Here is a 24,452-nt window from a genome sequence, read left to right on the forward strand (position 1 = left end):
TCACCCAAATTACCCAAGAAAAATGCCAAACACCCCAACAAAAAAACGCCTAAAAAGGGCAAATACAACCACATTTTTAGACGATGATTAAAGGCTGAATCAGTATTTTACGAATTGCAATCTACATGACAGTCATCGAATTTAACGATAGTTACAGAAAAGGACAGTTAATAATTAATGACTGATACTGACTATATTTATTATGGTATCAGTAGAAAAGAACAAAATTCGATTGAATAACGGTAGTACCCAAGTCATCTGATCACCAGAACGATACATGTTTGATACAATAAAATCGAAAGAAGAATGGATAACAAAGGAGACCTCATAACATGCAGACCTACACTGTCTTCGAAGCTAAACACAACCTGCTGCAAATTATTAGACAAGTGAATGAAACAGCACACCCTGTATTCATAACAGCAACGGATGAGTCCAAACCAGCTGTAATCATTTCTAAAACTGAATGGGATAGCATCACTGAAACCTTGGCACTGGCAAACAATGGGACGTTACAAAAAGTTTTCGAACGACAACAGGACAACTCAGGGGTTACTAATGCGGATGATTTGAATTGGGATGACCTGTAAGCGATTGTTTTCGAGGAAACACCTAAAGTTAAACATTGGAGTCGAATAATCGTGTCAATTGCCCGTGACCAATAGTGAGTTGGTTTTGGACAAGGTTTTTTTAATGTTGGTGACTCAAATAGTGCTGACATGTTACTTCGTTGCTCTGTTTGGTCTTGCAAGACGAGGTGGGGTGCTCCGACAAGGTAGAATGGCGCCATTACGCGACGATCTTTGAAAGCCCGAATATATGAAATAAGCGTTCATAGCAGCGATATGAAGCCAGTAACTTAATCGTGATTGTTAACCAGTCCATCGTAAGAAGCATTACTGCCTAGTATCTGACAAGCAGTCGAGGGCGGATTCTCTTCAAACTTGGTTTAAAGCTAATGTGATGCTTAACTTATCTGAAAAGTAAGCTCAACATTAGTGGAATGCAGCAATTTGGCACGGAGCTGTGGCGAGCCACTTCAGCGGAGTGCCAAATTGCGGAATGTAACGGACTATCACCTAACAATGGAAAGCTCCCTTGGGCACTTTTTGATTATTCCAAACAGACGGTTATCAAGAAAAACGTGCCACTTACGATAACTATTGACCCACTTACGCAAGAATCGTTGCCAAGCCCGCAATTAAAGGGTTTAATAAGAGCCATGGAGGGGAGCCGCACATGACAAGAGTCCGCATTGAAATTGATGATCGCCTGACCGACAAAGAAATTGTGATCCGCACGCCGGTCTATGACGCTGATGTTAAGCGCCTGTCGCAACAGCTTCAGGCGGCTGATAAGGTTCAGCCGCAGCTGCGGTTTTTTAAGGGTGACACGGAATACTACCTCGACGTCAACGACATCCTTTTCTTTGAGACGGAGGACCGGCAGATCAATGCGCATACGGTGATGATATTTTTGAGATTCACTACCGCCTGTATGAACTGGAAGATTTGTTGCCAGCGACTTTTATGCGAATCTCCAAGTCAGCAATTTTAAACACGACGAAGATCTTCGCGCTGACCCACTCCATTTCAAATAGCCTGGTGGAATTTCAGCATTCCCAAAAACAGGTCTATGTCTCACGCAAATATTACAAGCCGTTAAAGGCACGTTTGGAGGAACGACGATGAAACGATTACGAAATAAAAACTGGTTCTGGGGGACGTTCTTCATCCTCGGCGCCATCCTGTTGGGTGCCAGTCAACTGAATTTGATTTCTTACCACTTGAGTTTTTGGAGCATTCTCGCCACCCTGTTTCTGGCGGGCGCCTTGATCGAGAGTTTGATCATGTGGTCGATTGGCGGGATCTTGTTTTCCCTGGCGTTCCTGGGCATCCTGTACGCGACACCGCTGGGCATCACGCAGTTGGTACCGTGGACGATTCTGGGCATTGCCCTGCTGTTGTGGATCGGGTTGTCGATCATCTTTCATCCAAGACATCACTGGCAGCAACAGCAGTGGCGCGAGTGGCACCACCAAGCGCAGGTGCGGCGGCATCATCACGGCGGTTATGGCAATGAAGTCGATGAGGAGACCGTTTCGGATGACCAGGCTGAGGTCAATATCGATAGCCGGATGAGCAGTTCGGTGCGGTACATCCAGTCAAATAATCTCAAGCAGGTCAATATTTACGCGTATGCGACCGGCCTCAAAGTGTACTTCGATAAAACGATTGTGGCCGGTGACCTCACCGTGAACATCGACGCCCATCTGAGCGGCGTTGACCTCTATTTCCCGCATACCTGGCATGTCGTCAATAATATTGAAGCGTTTCTTGGGGGTGTTTCCCAGGGAGACGATAGCGGCGGTAATCCTGTGACCGTTTATTTGAACGGGAATGCGGCGCTGTCTGGGGTGAATGTGCATTATCTATAGGTAACAAAAAACGCCCATCATGACGATGAGGCGTTTTTAGTTGTTTTTACGAAGCTTGTCCTGTTCATCTTCTAAATCACCCAACAGTTTTTCCGACAGCGCTAGATCATCCCTATTCCGCCGTTGCCGAATCGCAACGAAATTATCGCAGACGAGGAACGCAATGATGCCAATCAGCAACAATTGCAGATTGCCATTCTTCAACAACCGAAGCCAAAGTTTGAGGCGTTGCACCTTAACTTGAATAGTGACAAGTCCCTGTTTCGGAACGGTGAACCGCGACCGTTGGTGAGGCGCAAGCCGGTAGCCAAACGGTGCTGATACGCTAAATGTGCTGCCAGTTTCCGCAGCCTTTTTGGCTGTCCGGACGACCTTGCCGTTGTGTATGAAGTCGATCGTGATTTCCTGTGAGGCAGGGTGCACCCAGCGCGTGACGGTTTGGTCGGCCGCCTTGGTGAAACGGTAAGATTCTTTGTTCTTTTCATTAGTCGTATAGCCAGTCGTTGAGCCGTTACTAATGTCATAGGTCTCGCCAACTCGGCCGTTGATGGGCTCCCGACCGACAATTTTAACCGTTTTCTCAACCTTGTACAGGATCGTGGCCGTCGCGTTGGCGCCCACATCCTTGACTGTGACGGTAACGGTCTGGTTACTGGCAGTCGTAAACGTGTAAGACTGGGGACTGCTGGCTAGCGTTTTGTAGCCAGTGACTGATGCGTGGCTGATATCGTAGCTGCTGCCGGCAGTGCCACTAATGGTTTCTGTGCCAACTTGCTTGCCGGATGCGGTGACGTAGCGGATGGTGGCCTTTTCCGTCGTGGCTGCTTGGCAGTGATCGGCTTGATGAGGCTCGTCCAGCCATGGTACGCCAGTGTGAGCACGTGTTGGGTTTGCCAGGCAATGCCGTTTTTATTCAGAGGTACTTTTGCGGGTGGCAGCCCATTGTCCACGGTGACCGTTTTCACGCCGTAGTAGGCCGCCATCCAGACGTTGAACACTGTTTGGTCGGCTTGCCGGGACTCACGTAGGTCTGCGTCCGGTAAACGTTGTGGCTGTTGGTCACCGGCTGCATCCCCGGCACCTTGGCGTGCGCAATGTGGTGGGCGGCGTCGTACCGGCAAATGGTGTCGCCAGCCTTCCAGTACCCGTATGAAGTCCGCAGCGAGCTGACAGCGGCATTGTAGCCCGGAATACCGGCAAACAACATCACGCCCGCCGCCAGGGCTGGGGTGAGGCGATCGAGTAGTGACCACCGCCGCAACTGGGCGTGGTCGTAAAACAGGATCAAAATGGCGGTGATGAAGTAAATATTGGGGCCGAAAAATACCCGGCTGACGATTTCTGGTGAAACGACTAGTGCCATGATCCCCAGCAGGCCACCAATAAAGTAGAAGAGAGCTGAGAAATAGTTACGGTTATCTTTCCATTTAAACGTGTGTCCATAGGTATGATGCTGCCAGTACATGTAGGCCAGAAACAGCGCGGTGAACAATATGATGGCGCCGGAATAGTGCAGCGTGAAGGCTACAATGTTGCTGAGTTCAAACTGTGAGCCCCGTTTGGTGATTTGTTTGCTGCCCGACATGACCACGGTGTAGAAACTGCAGGCACCGGCCAGGCCACCCGTCCATTTCCAGGCGAGTTGGCCCTTTGAGCGTGACCAGTCATAAAGAGTGAGCGCCAAGGCAACGAAAATGGTGAGTGGGGCCGTATTTTCGTTTGTACCGCCGGCGAGGAACCCAAGCACCAGCATACCCACAAACATGAGCCGCGGATGTTTTGCGTGGTAGTTGAACCGGTATGGCAGTAAATAGCTCAGATAGATGAGCGCCACCCAAAGGTAGTTGAACCCGCCAGATAGCCAGAGAATCGATGTTCCGTAGTCGGGCAGGCACCACCACATCAACGCAAAGGTGAGGGCAAAATAACTGACGCGCAATTTTTTGAAACTGCCGAAAACGTGGATATCAATCAGTAGGCCAACTAGGATGAACACGATTGAATTTGCGACGTTGTATGCGGCCTTTGGCAGCTGCATAAACAACTGGACGCCGGTATGGGCAACGAAGCGGCCGTTGTTGATCCGCGTATGGATCTGGATGGAGTGCAGCAATTGCCATAGATTGTGGATGCCGCTGAGGTGCTTGGTCGGTCACTCGCCGCGAAAGAAGAAGTGGTAGAGATAGTCGTCGGCCGCGTAGCCTGTTAAATCATTTAACTGTTTAAATAAGAAGTAGACAAAAAACACAATAATGGCAAATCCGCCGATCTTCAAGGCGACCCGTAACACCTTGTTAGATTGTTGTTTAGTCATGTTGATTCCCCTGAATTCAATTATTAATGTTGACATTATATTTATTTTACCATGCTGTATTGACGTGCTGACGTATAGCTTTTGTTTGGTTATTGCTTTTCGTTGCATTGCGCGATTTGGCACGCCACCGAGAGTGCTCGCGATGAAGCTAATTCGATTTCTGCTGCGCAGCTCTCGAATGGATCTCCATCGTCTCGCATGTTACTAAATGGCCGAGACCCACGCCCATTAAGTAACATCGACACCACTGCTCCGTGCCAAATTGCTCCATTCCACTGATAGTCAGCATGCTTATTACTTTGGGTTAAGCATTGAAATTTGATTAATGACAGTTTGGAGATTATCCGCCCTCGACTGCAAATTACCGACTGACAGCGAACCCAGTTGTGGTGACTATGAAAAGACAGAGTTTTGTATTTGCGATTGAAAGTGGACAATGTTTATTGCTATGGGGTCTGCAATAGCTCTTGCTGGTATTGACCGCAAATATCAGCGAAGTGGAGACGTAGGAGATCCTTGAATTTCTGTAAGACATTCAATAACTTCCCAGAGCGACCCCACTACAGCCTGCAGGACCGACCGGCGGAACGCAGCGGGGGACATGCACGGAATTTCTTGGATACATTGCGGAAACGTGTTTCGCAAGGCACGGGGCTAACGTGTAACGGACGATGACCAAAAAGTCAGGCCCGGACTTTTCGGTCATCGTCCGTTACACACCGCCCCTAACCCGCCTTGCTTCACACTCTGGCATTTGCAAACCCTTGCCACCTATGATTAAATTACAGTAGCAAAACATTGGGGGTATTCCATGGGCGATATATTAACCGTGCACAATTTGAACAAGAGTTTTGGCTCCAAGCACGTGCTGCACGACGTCGACTTTACGGTTGGCGAAGGGCGCATTGTGGGCTTGATCGGGCCAAACGGTGCCGGTAAATCGACAATCATGAAGACAATTTTAGGACTTATTAATTATGAGTCAGGGGAAATTCAGGTTGCTGGCCAGACGGTCACCCCAAGCAGCCACGAGGCGCTCGCGAACGTTGGTGCGCTGATTGAGTATCCTGGACTTTACCCGTATCTGACAGGGTGGGATCATTTGGACTTATTTGCCAATGGCGACCACCAGTTGATCCACATTCAGCGGATCATTTCAAAATTGAACATGGACGATTTTATTAAACGACTGGCCCGGGGCTATTCGGTCGGGATGAAGCAAAAACTCGGTGTGGCCATGGCACTAGTGAACGAGCCCAGTTTGGTCATTTTGGATGAACCGATGAATGGGCTGGACCCGCAGTCGATCAAGGACCTGCGTGACCTGATTATCGAAGAATCTCAGAAGGGCACCAGTTTCCTGATTTCATCACATATTCTGAGTGAGCTGGAAAAACTGGCGCAGGACGTGTTGATTATCGACAAAGGGAAAATCGTGAGCGCAACAACCATGCATCAGCTGCTGGTCTCACAGGGACGAAACACGATCTTCTTGCAAACGAGCGACGACCCGAAGGCACGCGATTTGTTGAAGGCTGCTTCGTTTGAATTGGACGATGGGCCGCAAGTTCGGATCATTGACCGGGCGGATGATACCTTGGCTAGCGCACTGAAGACGCTGATCAATGCCGGCCTCGACGTCAACGACATGCAGCGTGAGGAAGGCAGTTTGGAATCATCACTGCTGGACCTGCTGGCGAAAGATCGGGTGGCTGACTAATGGGTAATTTAATACGACAAGAGTTATTTAAACTATCACGAAAACACAGTACTTGGATCTGTACCGCGTTGATGATCGTGATGCAGATCGGCTTCGCGGTGCTCGCTAAAAACGACCCGAAGATGGTCAACCCAGAAGCTGCATTTCAGTCTACGTTTTACGCCAACCCGCTGATCCTCTACTTTATGATTGCGGCCTGCGCCACCATCATCACCATGGAGTTTCAGTACGGCACGATTCGCGCGTTGTTGTATCGAAAATACAGCCGCGGTCAGGTGCTCGTCAGCAAATGGGTCTGCATGTTTATTTACAGCGCTTATTGGTACGCACTGAGCTTTTTCGTTTCGCTTGTGCTGCGGGAATTCATGTTCAAGCACGTGATCAACCTGCATGCGACAACGGACGGCATCAGCGTATTTCGCTACACGGCCATGGTCGATGGCGGTAAATTCGTCACCCTTTGGCTGTTACTAAGCCTGGTGTTCCTGCTGGCAAACGTCTTCCGAAATTCGGCAGCCGCTGTGTCGGTCGGCATCATTGGCTACTTTGCCGCCAACCTGGTGATGCAGATTCTCGTCGTTCTCATTCAAGAATACGACTGGATCAAGTGGAATCCACTCACTATGATGCTCTACCCAAGCCTGCTTTCAGACCCTGATACGTACACGAAATTGTTGAACCTAACCAACACCCAGATGTTCTTTGGGAATGTCTTTTACATTGCTTTATTCTTGTGGATCGGGTATTACTTCTTTAAGAAACGGAATATTTAATTCGTTTTGCTCACTGGCTACTTTTGTCGGTGGGCTTTTTGTTTGGCGGTATCTTTTCGTTGCATTGCGCGATTTGGCACTCCACCGAGAGTGGCTCGCGAATAAGCTAAGTTGTCTGTCGCTGTGCGCCATACAACTGGATCTTATTCGTCTCGCATGTCACTAAATGGCCAAAGGACGGCCATCAAGTGACATCGACACCACGATTCCGTGCCAAATCGTTCCATTCCACTTACAAGCAGCAGACTTGTTACGTTTGGTTAAGCATCGAAATTTAATTAAGGCCAGTTCGAAGATTATCTGCCCTCGACTGCGAATTACCCAATGACTGCAAACCTTGCGATGTTGATTATGAACAGACCGAGTCGCGGTAACTTACTGAATGAGGGGAATCTTCTGATAAGCTGAGTATCTATGAGCACATACTTGCAATTAACCGCAAATATAAGCGGAGTGGAGCCGGTCGGCATTGCAGGCAGTAGTGTCGGTGTTTGTTGGCGAGGGTCTTTTCCTCGCCTACAAACACGGGAGACGGAGGAGATCCTTGAATTTCTAGTTTATATTGCGGAAACGTGTTCCGCAGGCCAACTCCCTACTGTGTAAGGCAACTTTGCCAGAAATTCAGCCCGGAATTTCCGGCAAAGTCGCCTTACACTCCGGGAGTTACCCGGCCTGCTCCACACTCTGGCCTACAGCCTGCAGGGCCGACCGGCGGAACGCAGCGAAAGTTATGCACAAAAAAAGCACCCACATAATGAGTGCTCTAATAGAGAATTCAGTATTAACGCCCAGTAACATCCGCAGTTTCAGCGGTTGGCAAGGTTTCGAACTTTTCGCGGATAAAGCCGGCTGATTCAGCTAATTTGGCTTCCTCGGCATCGGTGATCGGTAAGCGGAGGGCTTCGACGACACCGGATTTGCCGATGATGGCGGGGTGGCCGACGTAGGTGTTGTACTTGCTGCTCCAGCATGAGCAAGGGCAGGCGAGGTTGGCGTCATCCAGAACGGCGCGGCTGAGTTTCACGGCGCAGGTGGCAATGGCGTAGCTCGTGTACCCCTTGCCGGAGTGAACCGCCCAACCACCGCCACGTGCTTGAGATTCTAATTCTTCAAGGTCTAATCCGCGTTCTTCAGCGAGTTGCGTGATTGGCAGTCCATTAACGGAGACGGTGGACCAAGCAACAAATTGTGATTCGCCGTGTTCGCCTAACGTGTAGCCGGAAACGTTCTTCGAGTCGACGTTGAAGTTTTCGCCGACGACCTTTTGCATCCGGGCAGTGTCCAGGAAGGTCCCGGTGCCCAGCACTTGGTTGGTGGGAAGACCGGTGGCCTGTTGCAGGTAGTAGGTGATGCAGTCGCACGGATTCATGACGTCAATAATGACACCGTTGAAGCCGGACACTTTGATCTTAGGGGCAATGTCTTGGACGATTTCGCGGGTGTATTCAAATTCAGCCCAGCGGTTGCCGCTGGCGTGGTCGAGGGCGTGAATGTTGCCGGACGTGACAAACAAAATGTCCGTGTCAGCTAACTGTGAGTAGTCGTTGATGCGGATGGTGGTGTGTGAGTCCAAGCGCGCTTGAGCGTCTTGGAGATCTAATTGCTCAGCGCGGGCCTTTTTCTCATTTTTATCGATCAGCGTTAATTCGTCAGCAATCCCTTGGCAGACCAGGGTGTAAGCAACTGTGGCGCCGACGTGACCGACACCGATAATACCGTATTTTCTCATATGTAGAACCTTCTTCTATGTAGTATGTGGAATGTGTGTGAAAACTAATTATGTTTTAATGTTGTTCAATTTAACAATGATTGTGGGCCGTGTCAACAGCAAATCGAAAATAAGGGTTGGCCATTCTTCGTAAAATAACTGGCAAAGCCTGACATACTGGCGTTAGGAGGGCAATAAAAAAACACTATTAAATGATTAATAGCGTTCTAAAGGGTTTACTTATTATTGGGGTGAACCTATTTTTGCTGTTTTTGATACTTTTCCATTGAACGGCCGCCTTGAATGGCCAGCAGATATTGGTGCGCGTATTGGTTGCGGGCGATGATCTTCCGTAACAGAAAGACCATCCCAATCACGCTGATATCGATGAGTAACAGGACAGTAAAGGCGATTCCAATAAACTTCAATACACTGAGAATGATCATCATGCGACATCCCTCGTTTCCATTAGAGTTGCGTTACGTAGGCGTTTGTGAGACCTGCTGGTAATGCGTTCACCACTGGGGTAAACTTATCGGTGGTTCGTTAATGGTTATAGAATAGCGTTGAAATCGTAAGGATTTGTGTCGATTTTTTAAAGAAATTCCTAATATTCTGTGGTCAAAGTGTGAAGACCGTGTTGCAATCATTCAAAATAAGGAAAGAGTTTGAATAAAGAGGAGAAATTATGGGACTTATCTTGTACGTCATCCTATTATGGGGCATTTATCGGGTGACCAGAAAGGCGTTTGAATTCGAGAAAACGAGTCGGATGGAACAGGTCATCATCCCGGGGTACTCGCTGATCATGTTTCTGGTGACAATGGACTGGAATGCGCCAAGTATTGGTTTGTTAGCGATTCTGGCAGTCGTTGCGTTTGGCATCGCGTGGTTTCAAGCCGCTGGAACGGAAATCAAGGTGACCGGTGAATTAGATCGGTATCATCGGCCAGAAGTCCTATTGAAGAAGAACTGGCAGTACGTGGTCGGTTGGGCGGCCGTTTTCTTGATCGGCTTTGCGGTCGGGGTGGTGCCTGCCGGCAAATTTAGTTTGACTGAATTGGCTTCTGAATTGGGACAGGAAGTGCGAGAAGACCTATTCACCTTTATGAAGTTCGGTAGCAGCTACGACTGGTACGTTTGGGCGATTTCAGGGATTTCCAGCTACGCCTACACCTGGCTGCTGAAACGGCGGGAACCGACCATTGAAAAAGCGTTGGCACATCAAGAATCGCGGCGTGGACGACGTAAAAAAGAGCCGAAGTAAATTCGGCTCTTTTTGTTTGACTGATTTTTAGTGGATCACAACCTTCGTCCCAACCGGTACGTGGGTGTACAGCCACTTCGCATCCGGGATAGCGAGTCGAATGCAGCCGTGAGAAGCCTTGTGACCCAATTTTTTGGCCTCTGACGTGATGTATTGCCCCTTGCCATTGATTGGCACGCTATGGAACAGGTAAGTGCCGTGGCCTTTCCATGAAACGTAGTAGCGGGCACCGCCCAGCGGACCGCCGAAACGAAGGCCGTGTTCGGCTTGAATGTGGTAGGTACCCTTTGGCGTCGGCGTGCTGGTTTTGCCGGTAGAACAGTTCATGATATAAGTGATTTTATTCTTGTAGTGAAAGTAAACTCGCTGGCGTTTTGTGCTGACGTAGAGCCAAGTGCCCTTATGCGTTTTGAAACTCGGGTAGGCTTTATTCTGCGACGGTTTGCGCCAATTGATCACCTTGGCGGTTGCGGCCTGTGCGGTGGAAGTTGAAGTGGCGGCCTTTAGGCTGAGACCGCCGATAAGCATACCTGAAGTGAGTACGAGTGTCGTTGCAACTTTAGTAATGGTCCTCATTTTAATCACATTCTTCCCCAGAAAGTATGTTGCTTTACAGTAATTATACCGCTTACATTATTGGCAGGACAATGGGTTAAATGGTTGATCTACTTATTTGAAGCTTTGCTGTTTAGGTCCGTTGCATTGCGCGATTTGGCACTCCGTTGCAGAGCGTGGAGACAGGCGCCTAGGGAGCGGAGCAGAAGTGAGTCTGACCGTAAAAGTCCGGGTTTGACTTTTGCGGTCAGACTCACTTCTGTAGTAGCCCCCTGCCTGTCGGAACGCGTTTCAGCTATGTTGCCAGAAATACTGGTAGGTCCGTTGCATTGCACGATTTGGCACTCCACCGAGAGTGGCTCGCGATGAAGCTAATTCGATTGTCGCTGTGCGCCACTCGAATGGATCTCCATCGTCTCGCATGTCACTAAATGGCCAAAGAACGGCCATTAAGTGACATCGACACCACGGTTCCGTGCCAAATCGCTCCATTCCACTGATAATCAGCATGTTTGTAACTTTAGGTTAAATAGCGAAAAGGGAATTAATGCCAGTTCGAAGATTATCCGCCCTCGACTGCGAAGCATTAATGACAGCGAACCTAGTTATGGAATCATTGCTGTATGCAAGTTTGCCGCTCAAGTTTCACTGCAGGTAACGTTCTGTTTCCAAAGTAGGAGGCAACACTTTTCTCCAGTGAATCGCAAATATCAGCGGAGTGGAGCCGGTCGGCATTGCAGGCAGTAGTGTCGGTATTAGTTTGCGAGGGTCCTTTCCTCGCTTACTAATACGGGAGACGTAGGAGATCCTTGAATTTCTGTAAGAAATTCAATAGCTCCGGAGCGACCCACTACAGCCTGCAGGGCCGACCGGCGCAACGCAGCGGTGGCTAACCACCAAACTGAATGATGCCAATAACAAAAAAAGACACCCACCAAAGTGAGTGCCTTGCGTAACATAACTATATGTAGGGCGGTATGTGGGACTCGAACCCACGCGTGCCGGAACCACAATCCGGTGTGTTAACCAAACTTCACCAATACCGCCATTACAGCAATAACAATTATAGCACACCCATTAATGCTTTGGCACACTTTTTTACATTATTTTGTATCAGGCGTTTCATTATCGGTCGTGTCTTCACCCTTTAAGAGTTCGAGGGCCTTTTGATATTCGTTAACGGTTTCTGAGAATGGGTCCCAAAAATTATCTCAATGTCGGTGATCTTACGGACTTCAAAGCCCATCGCGGTGGGCATGATGTCGATCTCGTCGTTTTGGGCGAGCTTTAAGTCTTTAACGAGGTCTGCGGGTAGCTGCAGGAATAAGTTGCCGTCAGCATCGGCTTGAATTTTATTGGTTTGGGCGTTCATTTTTGTCCCTCCCGTGTGTAGTAGTTAACATTATTATAGCGCGAATTGCAGACAGTTTGGAATAAAGTGTTTGAATTTCCTTTAAAGAATGAGGAGACCGCCAAATAAAAAGGGGTGCGTCCTGATATTAAGACAGTTCAGCACAACTGTCCCATTTCGACGTCAAAGGCCTGTTATCACAGGGATAGCGTTTCGCATTGGGTTCAAAACGGGTAAGGGTGGGCATAGTTTCGCGTTGACAAATGAAAATTTGGTGAGTATTATTGAGCCAACTTAATTGAACGGCATTGATGGGAAGATTAAGCCAACCGAACTTGTGAAGCGAGCGTCCAGCGATGGGAGGATGCCACGCCAGGTTAGCCGAAGATGAGCCCAGAGCCTTCGTTTGGTGCAAGCTGAACGGACGTTAGACCACGTTACCGGCCGCAACTTTACATGAAGTTGATGAGGCAGTCAGTTCAAGCTGGCCGCAAACTCGGGTGGTATCGCGAAAACTTTCGTCCCGTTACTGGTGCAGACTAGTAACGGGCGGAAGTTTTTTGTTTGGTTAGGTGAATTTGGTTGTGTGTATAGAAGGGGTGGGTGTCATGAAGAAACGCATTCTTGCGTTATCCGTGCCGGCAGTTGCGATCGCATTAGTGTTAGCAGGCTGCGGCAACAGTTCAAGCAAATCGTCAGATAAGGTCCTGCAAACGACCGCGCAGGCCAACGTGGAAACGGTCGATCCAAACCGGGTCACCGACGTTGGCTCAGATCTGGCCGTCACGCAGACGGTTGAGGGGCTCTATAAGCAAAATAACAAGGGCAAGATCGTGCGTCAGTCGCAAAGAAGATCGTGAAGCCGACTGATAATGGCAAAGTCTACACGTTTAATTTAAAGCAAACAAAATGGAGCGATGGGTCAGCCGTCACCGCACAGGATTTCGTTGCCTCGTTCCGGCGTCAAGTTGAGCCTAAGACCAAGTCACAGCGGGCCGCCCATTTAGAAGACCTCGTAAACTACTCTGGCGTTGCATCAGGGAAATTGAATCCCGACAAACTCGGCGTTAAGGCGCTGGGCAAGTATAAGCTGCAAATTACACTGAGTCACAAGGTACCCTACTATAACTACGTGTTAGCGACGCAATTGTTCCCAGTTAACCGCAAAGATTTGAGCAAGTGGGGGACTAAGTACGGGACCAGTTCCAAGTACGCTGCTGCCAATGGGGCATACGTCATCAAGGACTGGAACTCCTCAAAGGATACCTGGAACCTTGTGAAGAACAAGAACTACTACGGTGCCGGTCACGTCAAGATCAACAAGATCCACTTCCAAGTTGTGAAGACGCCACAAACTGGGCTGCGACTCTTCCAGAGCAAGAAGGTTCAAGAGACCCAACTCTCCGGGAGTTACGTTTCAATGGTCAAGAAACAGTATAAGAAGGACCTCGTTGTGTCGAAGTACGGCCAACAAGCTTCCTGACTTGGAACAACTATGATAAGACTGCGAAGAACCTGAACCTGCGTTGTGCCATTAGCGATTCACTGAATCGAAAAGTGTTGGCAAGCGACGTGTTGAAGGATGGTTCACAACCAGCCAAGTCGATCGTGCCATCTGGCGAAGTTAAGGGCAGCAACGGGAAAGACTTCAACACCCAAGTGGGCAACGGGTTGGCTTACAACGCAACCAAGGCGAAGGCCTACTTCAAGCTGGCGCAAAAGGAACTGGGTAAAAAGAAGATCACCATTCAGTTGTTGACTGCTGATACGGATGCTTACAAGGCCGTTGGCGAATACATTCAGGCGCAAGCCCAGAAAGTCTTGCCTGGATTGACCATCTCCATCAAGTCCATTCCGCTGGAACAAGAGATCTCAGCATTCTCTGACCACAATTACCAATTCGGGACTTTGGGCTGGTCCACCGACTTCCCTGACCCAATTGATTACCTGAACATTGCTGCCAAAGGTGGGCAGATCAACTTCACCAACTGGACCAATGCCAAGTATCAAAAAGTCATCGATCAAATCAACGACACCAACGGTCAAACCGCTGCTCAACGGGTTAAACTGCAACAGAAGGCTGCTAAGATTCTGAACCAGGAGCAAGGGGTTACACCTCTTTATCAGTACGCTTCGGTGCACTTGGTTTCTAGTGATCTTAAGGGTTTGAGTTATCCTTTGATTGGGTATCAGAAGTATGAATATGTAAGCTGGAAGTAGATTTCGTTGCACTGCGTGATTTGGCACTCCACCGTGGTGGCTCGCGATTGAGCTAACTCGATTTCTGCTGCGCAGCTCTCGAGTGGATCTCAATCGTCTCGCATAATAGTAACCGACCGAAGTACGGTCGCTAACTATTATCGACACCACGGTTCCGTGCCAAATCACTCCGTTCCACTTACGTTCTGCTTACTAGATTCTCTTGTTAAAAATCAAAATGGCATTAAAACTAGTTCCTAGAGAATCCGCCCTTGACTGCAGGCCAACTATGGTCAGTGAATCCCTCGGCGGATGCGTGGGTAGCTCGACAGCTTCAGTGAGAAGCTTGGCAACAATCCGTTGCTTGATAGTAATTCGAACGCTGTGGTTCGAAGCTGACAAGGTGAGCAACGTATTCACTACGTTTTCTCTTAAGCATCATATTTCTAATTTCAAACACCTTAAACCAGAAAGGGGCCTTCATATGAAGCCTAAAATTGGGATTGCCAGTAATCATTTGATTCATCCTAACCCGCGATTTGATACCAACTACATTGATTACGTGCAGATTGGGTACGTCGATGGGCTTCGCCAGAGTGGGGCTCAGCCGTTTATTTTTCCGCTTGGGGCGCCTGAAGACGCTGCCGACTACATTGATACCGTTGATGGGTTGCTGCTCACTGGCGGGCAAGGGGTCACGCCGATTCTTTACGGTGACGAACCCATTCAGCAGGTTGAAGAAACTGACATCTATCGCGACCAGTTTGAGATTGCGCTGGTGAAGGCGGCGATTGCTTCTGGAAAGCCGATTCTTGGCATCTGCCGTGGCGAACAGATCATTAACGTGGCGCTCAACGGCACGCTCTATCAAGATATTTACGTGCAGGCTGGTGTTAACGGCAAGCATAACCAGTTGCCGACGTCGTGGGAGATTCCAACGCAGCACGTGACCACCACGACTGGTTCGTGGCTCAACACGCTGTTGGGTGACCGCTTCTTGGTGAACACGTTCCACCACCAAGCCATCCATGAACTGGGCGATAACCTCCAAGCCGTTGCTAAGAGTGATGACGGCATCGTGGAAGCCATTGAATCAACCGACAAGCAAATTTTTGCCGTGCAGTTTCATCCGGAAATGATGTTTGAAGCGCACCCTGAGTTTTTGAAAATTTTTCAACACCTTGTTGACGTGATTAACCAAAAATAATGCTGTTCTAGTTATAACTACGAAAAAAGTCGTCCCACTATTTTTCCTGGGACGATCTTTTATGTACTGGAAACGCCTTCGTAACGCTGTGCTTTTGCAACAACTGTTCATTTTCTGAAGATCATGTACACATGTAAGACAATGAAAATTAACAGCCAACTGCTGTCATATTTGAAAATAAGTGTTAAACTACCAAATGTACCGGTAAGATATCGAGTTGTGTGTTTTCTTCGATTTTTGAAAGGGGAAATTGATAGTGGCTAAGCGTTACGTTGTCACTAAACCAGACGAACATATTGTTCACCGGACGAACAGTATCCAAACTGTTACCCAGATCACGAAGCGGCTAAGTGGGTCGTGGAGCAATATATAAATAGTGACAAGCTGCTGGATGGTTGGAAAATTGTCGACCAGGAAGACCAGCAAGCAAGCTAGTGAAGAAGCCCAGGTCGGATGATCTGGGCTTCTTTGTTTATGCTGATAGCATTTATTAATGCAGTATCTTGGAGTATTGTAAAGTCAAAAAAGATAACCCCAGGCACATAGGATTGCTCAATACAGTAATCTGCATCTACCCCATTCTGACCCAGCGTTAGTCCTTCACAAGTTATCTTCTTAGTGTGATTTTAAATGATTGTCCAGATTATCGTCAATTTAAAGGTAAAGTTAGTCCCGGTGGAGCGACATTTGTAACAGATCAATGATGCCAACGGATGAACTAGGAAACGCAAAGATCTGCTTCCCCAGATCATTCGCTGACATGCGGCCATTGATGATCAAGGTTAACAGGTTGATCAGATCTGGTGCGTCATTACCGATAATCTCGGCACCTACAAGATAGTTGTTCGCATCAAAGACCGCTTTCAGATCGGCATCTAGTTCATTCTTGTATTGGAAAGCCAGACGTTGACCATAGGGGATATCTTGAATGTAATACGTATCAGGGTCGGCTTCGGCAGCTGCCACACTAACGCCAACTTGTGCCAGTCGCGGCATGGTAAACACAACGGCGGGAATGGCTGGGTAATCGATTGGTGATGGGTTACCGAGAATTTGACCGGCAATGTAGTTGGATTCAAACGTTGCGGTGGGGGTCAAACGCGCAATTGGCTTGTCGATAACGTCACCGCTTGCGTAAACGGATGGCAAGCTCGTGCGTAGGTGGTCGTCCACTTCGATTCCGCGTCGATTAAACGCGATACCAACGTCTTCCAACCCAAGGTTTTCGACATTTGGTACCCGACCAGTTGCCCCTAACACGTAATCGGTATCGATGGTCAATCCGCTGTCAGTGATGGCTTGAAAATGGTCGTCCACCGGCACAACACGTTGCAGACCCTCACCAAAGTGGAAGGTCACACCAGCGGCCGTTAACTTAGCAACCAGCTGGTCAACGTGTTGCGTGTTAAACGCTGCTAGTGCCCGCGGGCCATATTCGACGACGTGGACGTCACTGCCCAACGCGGCTGCCATTGCAGCAAATTCCAACGAAATGATTCCTGCACCGATAAACGTGATTCGCTTAGGCATCGTTTCTAGGTCAAGGAATTCTCGGCTATCGTGCAAGTATTCTGCACCTTCAATTGGTAGTTTGGCGGGACGCTGCCCAGTGCCTAACACAATGGCATCGGCGGTATAGGACTTGCCTTCAACAGTCACTGTGTGGCCGTCAGTTAATGAGGCGTGGCCCATCATCAGATCAATGCCCATTTGCTTAAACAACCCAGTCAACTGCACACTTAGCGGGTCGATCACGTCGTGCTTGTAAGCCATGAGTTGCGACCAATCGATCTTAACGGGTTCATTGACACCTTTACCCTGATACTGTTTCAGTTGCTCGCTCAACTCAAACGGTCCGTCTAGTAAAATTTTGGCATCACAGCCGTAGTTTGTGCAGGTTCCGGCAACGGTGTCTTCTTCCATGATGGCCACGTTCTTACCAGCCTGTTTCAGTGCCACAGCGGCATGCCAGGTGGCGTGCCCACTGCCAATAAAGATAACGTCATAGTCCATGAGAATTCCTCCTAAAAATGTTTAATTGATCGTGCACGACTGAAATGGCCAAAATAATGGGACAGCCATACGGCGATCCCGTTTTAATCAATTAATTGTCTAGCCCGGTTTCAAATGCCGAAATCAGATCGTTGTTTAATGCCAGCGCTTGCTTGTACTGCTCTGGGGAGAGGTGATAGTTGGCAATGCAGTCGGCGAGCGCTTCAAAGATCGCGTCCTGTTCGTCATTGCCCTTATCAGTCAAAGAAACAATCAACTGCCGGCGGTCATTTTCCGGACGAACCCGGGTCAACCAGCCGTTCTTCTCCAGTCGCTTCAACAGTGGGGTGAGGGTGTTGCTGCTAAGCTTCAACTCATCACCCAGCTCGTGAAGGGTTTGGTTGTCATGTTCCCACAGGGACATCAGCACCAGGTACTGCGCATAAGTCAGCCCCAACGGCGCCAATGCCTGCTGATAAAATTTGTTAAACAACCGGTTCATGTTATAAACCGAAAAACACAGTAAATTCGTCAGTTGGATATCGTCGTTCATGTTGGGCCTCCTCTAATTTCTATCGTGCACGATAGAAATAATATACCACGTTGTGTGATAAAAGGCAAAGTCGGTTTGATTTTTTTTGGGGTGAGTGCCGATTGTTTCTTAAGTAACCGGCCCTATATTGCGCAGTCAGAAGAATAAGCGACCTACATTGAAATACAACTTAGGCCAAAAATCAGTAATAGATCACTGATTTTGAACCATTTACCAGAAAGAATGAGAAGCATTGCTAAAAAGAAAATAATAAGCAGTCGAGGGCGGATTCTCTACAAACTAGGGTTAACACCATTGTAATGCTTAACTAGTGGTGAAAAATAAGCTCAACGTTAGTGGAATGGAGCGATTTGGCACGGAGCAGTGGTGTCGATGGCACTTAGCGGAGGGGGTCTCTCCGCTTAGAGCCATGCGAGACGATGGAGATCCATTCGAGAGCTGCGAAGCAGAAATCGAATTAGCTTCATCGCGAGCCACCACAGCGGAGTGCTAAATCGCGCAATGCAACGGACTATCAACTGAGACTAAAAGACACAAAAAACCACTAAAAGTCAACAAAACTGCTAACCATCAGTGGTTTTTAAACCCATTATTTTTTACTAGACTTCTTAGCCTTAGCACGTTTCTTGCTAGGCTTTTTGGTTTGTTCCTTGTATTCATCCAAATCAAGTACGATGAAGCTTAACCGCTGCTGACCATACAGCGCGATTTCGCTTGGGGCACTTGGCACAGGAATCTCAGTCGTGGTGGCAAGGGCCTCGCCAATGGCGTGGGCCGCTTTCGAAACGGCGTCATCTTCGTCGATGCCAAGGACTTTGACCTCAGGCACATCGGGACGGTGATCTGGATTCTGTTCAGTTCGACAGTTGGATCAAAGACTACCGGGTATACTAGACGCTCAGCCATAAAAAATAGCCTCCTATAGAATTAAAACTAATGTCTCTATGATACCTAATTTTCGCCCTAAAGAGAAGTTTTTCGAGAAAATTTAAAAATTGGTTGACAGATTTGGCTGCGATTTTGTTTGTATAAGTGTAAGGCGTTGGCCAACAACTTACCAAATAAACCAATTTAGGAGCGATACTCATATGAACACGACATGGACTAAAACAACCTGACCCTGATGATGCGGACTGCTGACGATAAGTTGATTCGCCAAACTTTCAACAACCTGGTACAAGCACCTAGCGACAGCCAGATCAAGACCTTCGCCGGCGTTGTTGAAACGTTGACTGGCAACACCTTTGACCACGCAATCGTAACCACGACCGACGACGTTTCTGACATCGTTTTATAATAGGAGGACAATAACTATGGCTAAGAATTCATCAAAGAGCGTTTTGCAACTGATCTTCAAGGGTGAAGACGAAAAATTACACACCTTTAGTTTTAACAAGGCCGTGCCTGACCTGGACGAGGCTACTGTGAACAAAGCGATGGCAACTGTGACGTCACTTGACATGTTCCAAAAGGATGGGGTGCAACTCTACCTTAACGTGATCAGTGCAGCGTACGTTGACACAGTGACACGCGGACTCTTCGAAGTTTAAGCGTCAAGTCTGACCCACGGCCCCCGTTCATTTTCTGAACCATCTGCATGACGGCTTAAGGGGGTCCTGGTATGAATCATCTGTTACAAAAACGGTTGTTGTGCCTGCTGATGTTAGTGGCGGCGCAGCAACTACATCAAATGGAATTGGCTATTCTGGCATTGTCATTGTGGCCGATGAAATAGAAAAGCGCCTGGGAAGGGATTCCCGGGCGCTTTTTTGTACTATAGTGCAAATTTCCGGTAAAAATCAGAAATTTTGTATTACAGCACAAATTTTTGGTAAAAAGAGAAATCTTTGTAGTATAGTACAAAGATTCTGACCTGAATCCCAAGAGCGTATTCCTCGATTCCCACCCAATCTTCTTGGTACACTAAGGTTAACGGAACCGGCCCCAGACGCTCGAAGGAGTGATCATGATGGAAAACCGAGTTAACGAATCGCGACAAAACTTGCAGCAGTGCGAATTTGCGACCCAGTCGGAGCGGTTGACGCAGCGGGTGGCAAAATTGTTACACCTCCAACCCATTGAAACGGCCACGATTCACGGCGGTCATGGTCAGGAATGTGGGACTGTGACGCTGTCAGTGGCTGTCTAGCCAAGTGATCCCGATGACCAATTCCAGTGGTTCATGGGGGAGCAGGAACTGTTTACCCAGACAACGGATAAAATAAAACTAACCAACGTGCCTTTGGGACTAGACGGCGTGCATTTTCGTTGTGTGGTGGTGCGGGAGAGTAAGAAGGGCCAGCTCAGAGCAACGGCAACCACAACCCTGGCGATCAAGCCGCGGCTGCCGGTTATTCTTGCGAACCAGCCGCTGCATCAGGTGCCGGTCAACTCACCATTGTTTCTCAAGGTCCGAAGCACTTCGGAATACGACCAGGGCTACCAGTGGTACTTCAACAACGACCCGATTCACGGTGCGGTGAAGAATGAGCTCAGGCTGAATCGGTGCCAAACCCACAATACCGGCACGTATACGGTGGAAACGATGCGCAACAATCGTGCGGTGGCAACCAGCGTGAACGTTGTCGTGCGGGCGCCGAGCGACTAGTGTTCAAAAAATCGAAGTAAGAATATTAGCATTCAAGAATCAATCTGCGTATAATAGGCCTCAGTTATAACGATACGTCGTTGTAATGCTAACTTCATTGCGTACTGAAATACTTCCCCTGTATTTATTTCAGTAACAAGTAGTCCCCAAACATGTGGAAGGGAGTTCGAGAGAGCTCTCTTTTTTTGTAGAGTGCGGAAGAAGGGCGTTTAAAGGGTGGAGCCTAGTTGACTTTGACCGAAAAGGCCCGAACTTGGCCTTTTCGGTCGAAGTCGGCTAGGTGCAACCCTTTGCCCTTCTGTAGCACGTTTAGGCTAGATAGAAGTGGAGCACAATGTAAAGCGGGCCTTTGCAAAGAAAAAACTAGAAAACAGAGTGCAACACCACCCACGCCACACAAAAAGTTGCCCAAACCAAAACTTTCCTCTAAACTAAAAACCAGCAAATAAAAAATCAGGAGAAAAACAAATGCTCCAAATCCAAGCAATCAAAGTCGGCAAAGCCCTAGTCTACGGCTTCAAACCAACCTCACAAGTCACCTTCATCAAAGAAGAGGTCGGCAAGCGCACCCTAAACGGCAAAGAAATCGCCTACGTCAAAATGCCAAAACAGATCCGAGTAGAAATTGTGTTGCCATACGGCTCAGAAATGATCAACGCAATCAACCACGAAAACGGGATGCCGGTTGAAGTCATCACTGAAGATGGCACCCGCTATCACGTGGGTGGGACTTTCCTCGGCCATGACCAGATCGATGATAATGAAATTCGGTTTGAATTGGTGGGGAGCGACTATCAAGTCGTTGAATAACTGCAATAAAAAAGTGACTCAGCAAGATACGCTGAGCCGCTTTTTTAATATGAGCCCAAAACACTCATGAACTTCTACTATTTCGTAAGGTAATAATCAGGCAGATAGGAGTATGTGTTATTGCCATACCCGTTTAAAAGAATAATTTTAGTTGCTGGATCATATAGCGCGCCGTTCCAGATGTTTGTCGGGTTATAGTTTTTATTGATTTGAATAGCGGCAGGAAACTTCGAACGCGTAGTTGCATTCAATTTGTTAAAAGACTTGTAGCTTCCAAATGGTTTGACATCCAGTGTTTTGTTATCTGACTTTAGAAAATAGGCTTTGTAATGTTTCGTGTTATTCGTGAAGTTAGCTGAGGGTGCATGTTCGCCGTTAAAGACGATATCAACGGCATATTTTGGACTGGATTTCTTCCAGTAAATGGTTGATTCACTCTTATAGACAAATGCCCTGAAATCATTATATGGATCTAGTTTGTTTCTGGTAAGTGTCGAAGTTTGGACAGTAATGTCACTCGGACCACCGATGATTTTACCCTGCGCAGTCACACCTGCTTCTGTCAGGCTGGAAACATGCAGGGACGGGTAACCTGTTTTGAAGTTCTTTGCCAAAACCCAGCCATTAATGTCATCCGCGGGCGATATTGCCTTGATTCGGTAATAGGTGTTTTTGCTAGTGGTTAGCTTGTAATAAACTCCGAGTGAGGCATATCTATATTTAGAAATAGAAACATTTTTACCTTTCTTGGTCGCTAAATAGCTCTTGGAATGGTTGTTGATAAACGTTCCGTTGCCAACGAAGTGAGCGCCAATATTGGGCATATCCGTAATTTTAGACTTTGCCGAGGCGTCTACTGGTTTGATGGTAGCAACGGATAGACCTAAGACCATTGCTGCAGCAACACCCGCGATAACACGTTTTCTCATACTAATTTCCCCCTGAAATCAATCTACGTTTCATAAGTTAAAGTATACGCCGATTTTCCCAACAAATTCCAGTTAGATAGTGGTGCTAAAGATTTTGAGTTTTAAGATACGTATTTATGGTTTGAAACATTTTCTTAGCATTAAGTCCACGTCCTTCAAAACGGGATTCAATAAGGCTATGATGCATGCTAACAAGCTTTTTTAATTGAGTAGGTTCTGTTAAATAATCGAGTTTAAGCTGCTGGGTATATGACTGAAGCACTAAATCGCGTTCAATATTTGATAAAGTGCTAAAACCCATTCCTAAAAGTGTCGCAGTCTCTCGCAATGAAAGACCAATTCGCTCACGAGTGGCTTTTATTTCGGCGGGTGTTAGAAAATTAAACTGTTTGCGATATTCGGCGAAGTCTGCGTGAATATTGAAATCCGGATCGGTTTTCGGCTCCAGATAGTTGTCGCGATTACTGATATCAGCGTTTATCGGGACCCAATAGCGATGCGTATTCATGACGGTTTCTTCTGCGACCTGTGCCTTTTCTTCTAGTTCGATGACGTTGTAGTGTTCATCCTTGTCCGTTACAATATTATGATATTTAATTTGTGTTGTTGGGTTAATCATTGGTGAATTCTCCTTTATTTTCGTCTAACTTTATCCAGCTATCGTCTACCATCTTTTCTGTTGGGTGAAATGATTCGATTAGAGTCCCACCTTCGCGGACATCAAATTTCACATAGAAGTCTATTTGACTAATGTAAACCACAAATTCAAAAACCTCAGTATTTTTTAGCCAATGATGCGCATGCGGGCCACGAAAGAATTTTGCCATTTCTAAGTGAGTGACAGCTTCAAACAGAACTTTTTCATAAGTCACATTATGCGCGGATAGATAGGTTCTAGATTTAGCGTGCAAATTACTATCAATGCGTTTAGTGGCATAATCATATTCAATCTGTTTAATGATTAACGGTATGAGTTGTCGATACAAGTTATCGGTATGCATTTCCTTTTCTCCTTGTTATTGTACAGTAACAGTTCTAAAATGCCAACTCTAATGATTTTGAGTCGATTATTGCTGACAACAATAACTACGTAATAAAAAATTGGGAGAACGGAATTCTTTGCAAAGACTAATTTATGATTCAGTACATGTAAAAAATTAATTTGAATGTAGTGTGGTAAAAATCATTCTAACTGATATTATTAAGGACGTTAATCTTATTGTTCTGTAAAAAATATTTGATCTTAGTTAAGTTTGAGAAGGCAGTTCAGCAGTCAGAGCAACAAACGAAAGGGGGAGACGAATGCAGCAAGTATATCAGGTGGGAAGCCAATTTGATTCAGAAGTGGCACTGAACCAGAAATTGACGTTTGACGCAGCCAAAATGAAATTCCTTCAGTCTAGTATCGCTTTCGACGAGAAAGCCTTACAGCTCTTTCATGATCAGGATTACAATAATGCGGCCTTGCTGCTGAGCGACCAGTGCCAAGAAGTGACTAAAGTCGCAGTATTTGAGGGGAAAGAAGTTGACCAATTCTTGGACAAACGTGCGTACACTGGGTCAATCGTGACGCAAATTGATGCGACTTTAAACTATCTAGATTCAGCAAACCACCGACGAGCCATCATTACGGGTGAAGCGCAACGCAGCGAGCGACAAGATTACCCGGAAACAGCGATCAGAGAAGCAGTCGTGAATGCGTTCATCCATCGCGATTACATGTTGCATTCAAACGTGAAGGTAGAAGTATTTGATGATCGGTTAGAAATTTTGTCACCAGGCGGTATTCCTCAAGGTTGATCATTTCTGATATTGAAAATGGTTTAGTGGCAGCGCGTAATCCTCGGTTGGTACATATTCTGGATAAGATGGGTTACTTGGAAAATTATGGGACTGGCTTAAAACGGATAGTTAAGGCTTATGCGCAATCGGATTTACGGCCGGAAATTAAAGTGACTGAGAATTCGTTTTTGGTAACTTTGCCTAATTTGAACGGGTAAGGATTCGAAAATTAATCTTGAGATAATAA

The 24,452-nt window shown here is 47.2% G+C and carries 32 protein-coding genes and 1 tRNA gene; 18 read left to right on the forward strand and 15 right to left on the reverse strand.

Translation table 11 applies throughout. From position 1 onward, the window contains the following. Window positions 1–332: 332 nt before the first annotated feature. From JCM11969_RS08065 to JCM11969_RS08075, 4 genes are all read left to right on the forward strand, one after another. Window positions 333–590: a type II toxin-antitoxin system Phd/YefM family antitoxin gene (locus tag JCM11969_RS08065; RefSeq protein ID WP_054710272.1), complete on the forward strand. Its 258-nt coding sequence runs from the start codon at window positions 333–335 to the stop codon at window positions 588–590. Between the two features lie 649 nt (window positions 591–1,239). Further along, complete coding sequence (locus JCM11969_RS08070) at window positions 1,240–1,557, forward strand: hypothetical protein (protein ID WP_225353187.1); 318 nt, start codon at window positions 1,240–1,242, stop codon at window positions 1,555–1,557. Beyond that, a complete protein-coding gene (locus JCM11969_RS18895) occupies window positions 1,515–1,691 on the forward strand; it encodes a LytTR family DNA-binding domain-containing protein (protein WP_263850030.1) in 177 nt (58 codons plus the stop codon). The genes JCM11969_RS08070 and JCM11969_RS18895 overlap by 43 nt, the downstream gene beginning before the upstream one ends. Then, window positions 1,688–2,437, forward strand: a complete 750-nt coding sequence (locus JCM11969_RS08075) for a LiaF transmembrane domain-containing protein (protein WP_054710275.1) — start codon at window positions 1,688–1,690, stop codon at window positions 2,435–2,437. The genes JCM11969_RS18895 and JCM11969_RS08075 overlap by 4 nt, the downstream gene beginning before the upstream one ends. Window positions 2,438–2,473: 36 nt before the next feature. Here the strand turns inward: JCM11969_RS08075 and JCM11969_RS08080 are convergent, their stop codons facing one another. Genes JCM11969_RS08080 through JCM11969_RS17720 form a run of 4 tightly spaced genes read right to left on the reverse strand, consistent with a single transcriptional unit; the run spans window position 2,474 to window position 4,751 of the window. After that, complete coding sequence (locus JCM11969_RS08080; RefSeq protein ID WP_225353191.1) at window positions 2,474–3,238, reverse strand: MucBP domain-containing protein; 765 nt, start codon at window positions 3,236–3,238, stop codon at window positions 2,474–2,476. Then, on the reverse strand, window positions 3,127–3,435 hold the full coding sequence (locus JCM11969_RS18900; RefSeq protein ID WP_156319306.1) for a hypothetical protein: 309 nt from the start codon (window positions 3,433–3,435) through the stop codon (window positions 3,127–3,129). Before JCM11969_RS18900 ends, JCM11969_RS08080 begins: the two co-directional genes overlap by 112 nt. After that, on the reverse strand, window positions 3,399–4,568 hold the full coding sequence (locus tag JCM11969_RS08090; RefSeq protein ID WP_225353192.1) for a DUF3329 domain-containing protein: 1,170 nt from the start codon (window positions 4,566–4,568) through the stop codon (window positions 3,399–3,401). Before JCM11969_RS08090 ends, JCM11969_RS18900 begins: the two co-directional genes overlap by 37 nt. 21 nt (window positions 4,569–4,589) lie before the next feature. Further along, on the reverse strand, window positions 4,590–4,751 hold the full coding sequence (locus tag JCM11969_RS17720; protein WP_156319307.1) for a DUF6056 family protein: 162 nt from the start codon (window positions 4,749–4,751) through the stop codon (window positions 4,590–4,592). An 811-nt stretch (window positions 4,752–5,562) separates the two neighbouring features. On the opposite strand from JCM11969_RS17720, the gene JCM11969_RS08095 reads away from it, so the two are divergent. After that, window positions 5,563–6,471, forward strand: a complete 909-nt coding sequence (locus JCM11969_RS08095) for an ABC transporter ATP-binding protein (RefSeq protein WP_054710286.1) — start codon at window positions 5,563–5,565, stop codon at window positions 6,469–6,471. Beyond that, a complete protein-coding gene (locus tag JCM11969_RS08100) occupies window positions 6,471–7,244 on the forward strand; it encodes a DUF2705 family protein (protein WP_054710289.1) in 774 nt (257 codons plus the stop codon). Before JCM11969_RS08095 ends, JCM11969_RS08100 begins: the two co-directional genes overlap by 1 nt. A gap of 781 nt (window positions 7,245–8,025) precedes the next feature. Here the strand turns inward: JCM11969_RS08100 and JCM11969_RS08105 are convergent. Both JCM11969_RS08105 and JCM11969_RS08110 read right to left on the reverse strand, forming a co-directional pair. After that, window positions 8,026–8,973, reverse strand: a complete 948-nt coding sequence (locus JCM11969_RS08105) for an L-lactate dehydrogenase (protein WP_054710292.1) — start codon at window positions 8,971–8,973, stop codon at window positions 8,026–8,028. 236 nt (window positions 8,974–9,209) lie between these two features. Next, window positions 9,210–9,401 carry a hypothetical protein gene (locus JCM11969_RS08110; RefSeq protein ID WP_054710295.1) on the reverse strand — a complete coding sequence of 64 codons (192 nt, stop codon included), beginning with the start codon at window positions 9,399–9,401 and terminating at the stop codon, window positions 9,210–9,212. 239 nt (window positions 9,402–9,640) lie between these two features. Here JCM11969_RS08110 and JCM11969_RS08115 point away from each other — a divergent pair, with 239 nt between their 5' ends. Then, complete coding sequence (locus JCM11969_RS08115; RefSeq protein ID WP_054710300.1) at window positions 9,641–10,219, forward strand: hypothetical protein; 579 nt, start codon at window positions 9,641–9,643, stop codon at window positions 10,217–10,219. 27 nt (window positions 10,220–10,246) lie between these two features. Here JCM11969_RS08115 and JCM11969_RS08120 read toward each other — a convergent pair whose 3' ends face one another. The 3 genes from JCM11969_RS08120 to JCM11969_RS08130 form a co-directional block, all read right to left on the reverse strand. Continuing rightward, the gene (locus JCM11969_RS08120) at window positions 10,247–10,795 is read right to left on the reverse strand and encodes a L,D-transpeptidase (RefSeq protein ID WP_054710303.1); all 549 of its coding nucleotides are present in this window, start codon (window positions 10,793–10,795) and stop codon (window positions 10,247–10,249) included. A 950-nt stretch (window positions 10,796–11,745) separates the two neighbouring features. After that, window positions 11,746–11,820 (reverse strand) — tRNA-His (locus JCM11969_RS08125). Between the two features lie 101 nt (window positions 11,821–11,921). After that, a complete protein-coding gene (locus JCM11969_RS08130; RefSeq protein WP_054710306.1) occupies window positions 11,922–12,146 on the reverse strand; it encodes a hypothetical protein in 225 nt (74 codons plus the stop codon). 587 nt (window positions 12,147–12,733) lie between these two features. Between JCM11969_RS08130 and JCM11969_RS18905 the strand changes: the two genes are divergently transcribed. The 4 genes from JCM11969_RS18905 (at window position 12,734) to JCM11969_RS08140 (ending at window position 15,531) form a co-directional block, all read left to right on the forward strand. After that, window positions 12,734–12,985 (forward strand): hypothetical protein, encoded by a 252-nt coding sequence (locus tag JCM11969_RS18905; RefSeq protein WP_225353188.1) that lies wholly within the window; start codon window positions 12,734–12,736, stop codon window positions 12,983–12,985. After that, on the forward strand, window positions 12,982–13,608 hold the full coding sequence (locus JCM11969_RS19815) for an ABC transporter substrate-binding protein (RefSeq protein ID WP_263850031.1): 627 nt from the start codon (window positions 12,982–12,984) through the stop codon (window positions 13,606–13,608). The genes JCM11969_RS18905 and JCM11969_RS19815 overlap by 4 nt, the downstream gene beginning before the upstream one ends. A gap of 38 nt (window positions 13,609–13,646) precedes the next feature. Further along, window positions 13,647–14,345, forward strand: coding sequence for an ABC transporter substrate-binding protein (locus tag JCM11969_RS19820; RefSeq protein WP_263850033.1), 699 nt, complete (start codon window positions 13,647–13,649; stop codon window positions 14,343–14,345). A 463-nt stretch (window positions 14,346–14,808) separates the two neighbouring features. After that, entirely contained in the window at window positions 14,809–15,531 is a 723-nt protein-coding gene (locus tag JCM11969_RS08140) for a gamma-glutamyl-gamma-aminobutyrate hydrolase family protein (protein WP_054710308.1), read from the forward strand. 666 nt (window positions 15,532–16,197) lie between these two features. On the opposite strand, the gene JCM11969_RS08145 is transcribed toward JCM11969_RS08140, so the two are convergent. The 3 genes from JCM11969_RS08145 to JCM11969_RS08155 form a co-directional block, all read right to left on the reverse strand. Then, on the reverse strand, window positions 16,198–17,544 hold the full coding sequence (locus JCM11969_RS08145; protein ID WP_054710313.1) for a dihydrolipoyl dehydrogenase family protein: 1,347 nt from the start codon (window positions 17,542–17,544) through the stop codon (window positions 16,198–16,200). A gap of 91 nt (window positions 17,545–17,635) precedes the next feature. Beyond that, window positions 17,636–18,076 (reverse strand): MarR family winged helix-turn-helix transcriptional regulator, encoded by a 441-nt coding sequence (locus JCM11969_RS08150; protein ID WP_054710316.1) that lies wholly within the window; start codon window positions 18,074–18,076, stop codon window positions 17,636–17,638. Between the two features lie 589 nt (window positions 18,077–18,665). Then, window positions 18,666–18,905, reverse strand: a complete 240-nt coding sequence (locus tag JCM11969_RS08155) for a hypothetical protein (RefSeq protein WP_054710319.1) — start codon at window positions 18,903–18,905, stop codon at window positions 18,666–18,668. 294 nt (window positions 18,906–19,199) lie between these two features. On the opposite strand from JCM11969_RS08155, the gene JCM11969_RS17725 reads away from it, so the two are divergent. From JCM11969_RS17725 to JCM11969_RS08175, 5 genes are all read left to right on the forward strand, one after another. Beyond that, window positions 19,200–19,373 (forward strand): DUF1659 domain-containing protein, encoded by a 174-nt coding sequence (locus JCM11969_RS17725; RefSeq protein ID WP_156319308.1) that lies wholly within the window; start codon window positions 19,200–19,202, stop codon window positions 19,371–19,373. A 16-nt stretch (window positions 19,374–19,389) separates the two neighbouring features. Further along, window positions 19,390–19,626, forward strand: coding sequence for a DUF2922 domain-containing protein (locus tag JCM11969_RS08160; RefSeq protein WP_054710322.1), 237 nt, complete (start codon window positions 19,390–19,392; stop codon window positions 19,624–19,626). Between the two features lie 416 nt (window positions 19,627–20,042). Next, window positions 20,043–20,225: a hypothetical protein gene (locus tag JCM11969_RS08165; RefSeq protein ID WP_156319309.1), complete on the forward strand. Its 183-nt coding sequence runs from the start codon at window positions 20,043–20,045 to the stop codon at window positions 20,223–20,225. 33 nt (window positions 20,226–20,258) lie between these two features. Next, on the forward strand, window positions 20,259–20,684 hold the full coding sequence (locus JCM11969_RS08170) for an immunoglobulin domain-containing protein (RefSeq protein ID WP_054710328.1): 426 nt from the start codon (window positions 20,259–20,261) through the stop codon (window positions 20,682–20,684). A 468-nt stretch (window positions 20,685–21,152) separates the two neighbouring features. Beyond that, window positions 21,153–21,494, forward strand: coding sequence for a hypothetical protein (locus JCM11969_RS08175; protein ID WP_054710331.1), 342 nt, complete (start codon window positions 21,153–21,155; stop codon window positions 21,492–21,494). A gap of 77 nt (window positions 21,495–21,571) precedes the next feature. Here the strand turns inward: JCM11969_RS08175 and JCM11969_RS08180 are convergent, their stop codons facing one another. The 3 genes from JCM11969_RS08180 to JCM11969_RS08190 all read right to left on the reverse strand — a co-directional run bounded on the left by JCM11969_RS08180 (window position 21,572) and on the right by JCM11969_RS08190 (window position 23,424). Beyond that, window positions 21,572–22,423, reverse strand: coding sequence for a hypothetical protein (locus JCM11969_RS08180; RefSeq protein WP_054710334.1), 852 nt, complete (start codon window positions 22,421–22,423; stop codon window positions 21,572–21,574). A gap of 85 nt (window positions 22,424–22,508) precedes the next feature. Continuing rightward, window positions 22,509–23,042, reverse strand: a complete 534-nt coding sequence (locus JCM11969_RS08185; protein ID WP_054710337.1) for a helix-turn-helix domain-containing protein — start codon at window positions 23,040–23,042, stop codon at window positions 22,509–22,511. Beyond that, window positions 23,035–23,424 (reverse strand): hypothetical protein, encoded by a 390-nt coding sequence (locus tag JCM11969_RS08190; RefSeq protein WP_054710340.1) that lies wholly within the window; start codon window positions 23,422–23,424, stop codon window positions 23,035–23,037. The genes JCM11969_RS08185 and JCM11969_RS08190 overlap by 8 nt, the downstream gene beginning before the upstream one ends. Before the next feature lie 301 nt (window positions 23,425–23,725). Here JCM11969_RS08190 and JCM11969_RS08195 point away from each other — a divergent pair, with 301 nt between their 5' ends. Both JCM11969_RS08195 and JCM11969_RS08200 read left to right on the forward strand, forming a co-directional pair. Further along, window positions 23,726–24,223, forward strand: a complete 498-nt coding sequence (locus JCM11969_RS08195) for a putative DNA binding domain-containing protein (RefSeq protein WP_054710341.1) — start codon at window positions 23,726–23,728, stop codon at window positions 24,221–24,223. Next, window positions 24,220–24,423, forward strand: coding sequence for an ATP-binding protein (locus tag JCM11969_RS08200; protein WP_054710345.1), 204 nt, complete (start codon window positions 24,220–24,222; stop codon window positions 24,421–24,423). The genes JCM11969_RS08195 and JCM11969_RS08200 overlap by 4 nt, the downstream gene beginning before the upstream one ends. Window positions 24,424–24,452: the final 29 nt, after the last annotated feature.

This window comes from Secundilactobacillus paracollinoides DSM 15502 = JCM 11969, assembly GCF_001311135.1.
GTDB classification, from domain to species: Bacteria; Bacillota; Bacilli; order Lactobacillales; family Lactobacillaceae; genus Secundilactobacillus; species Secundilactobacillus paracollinoides.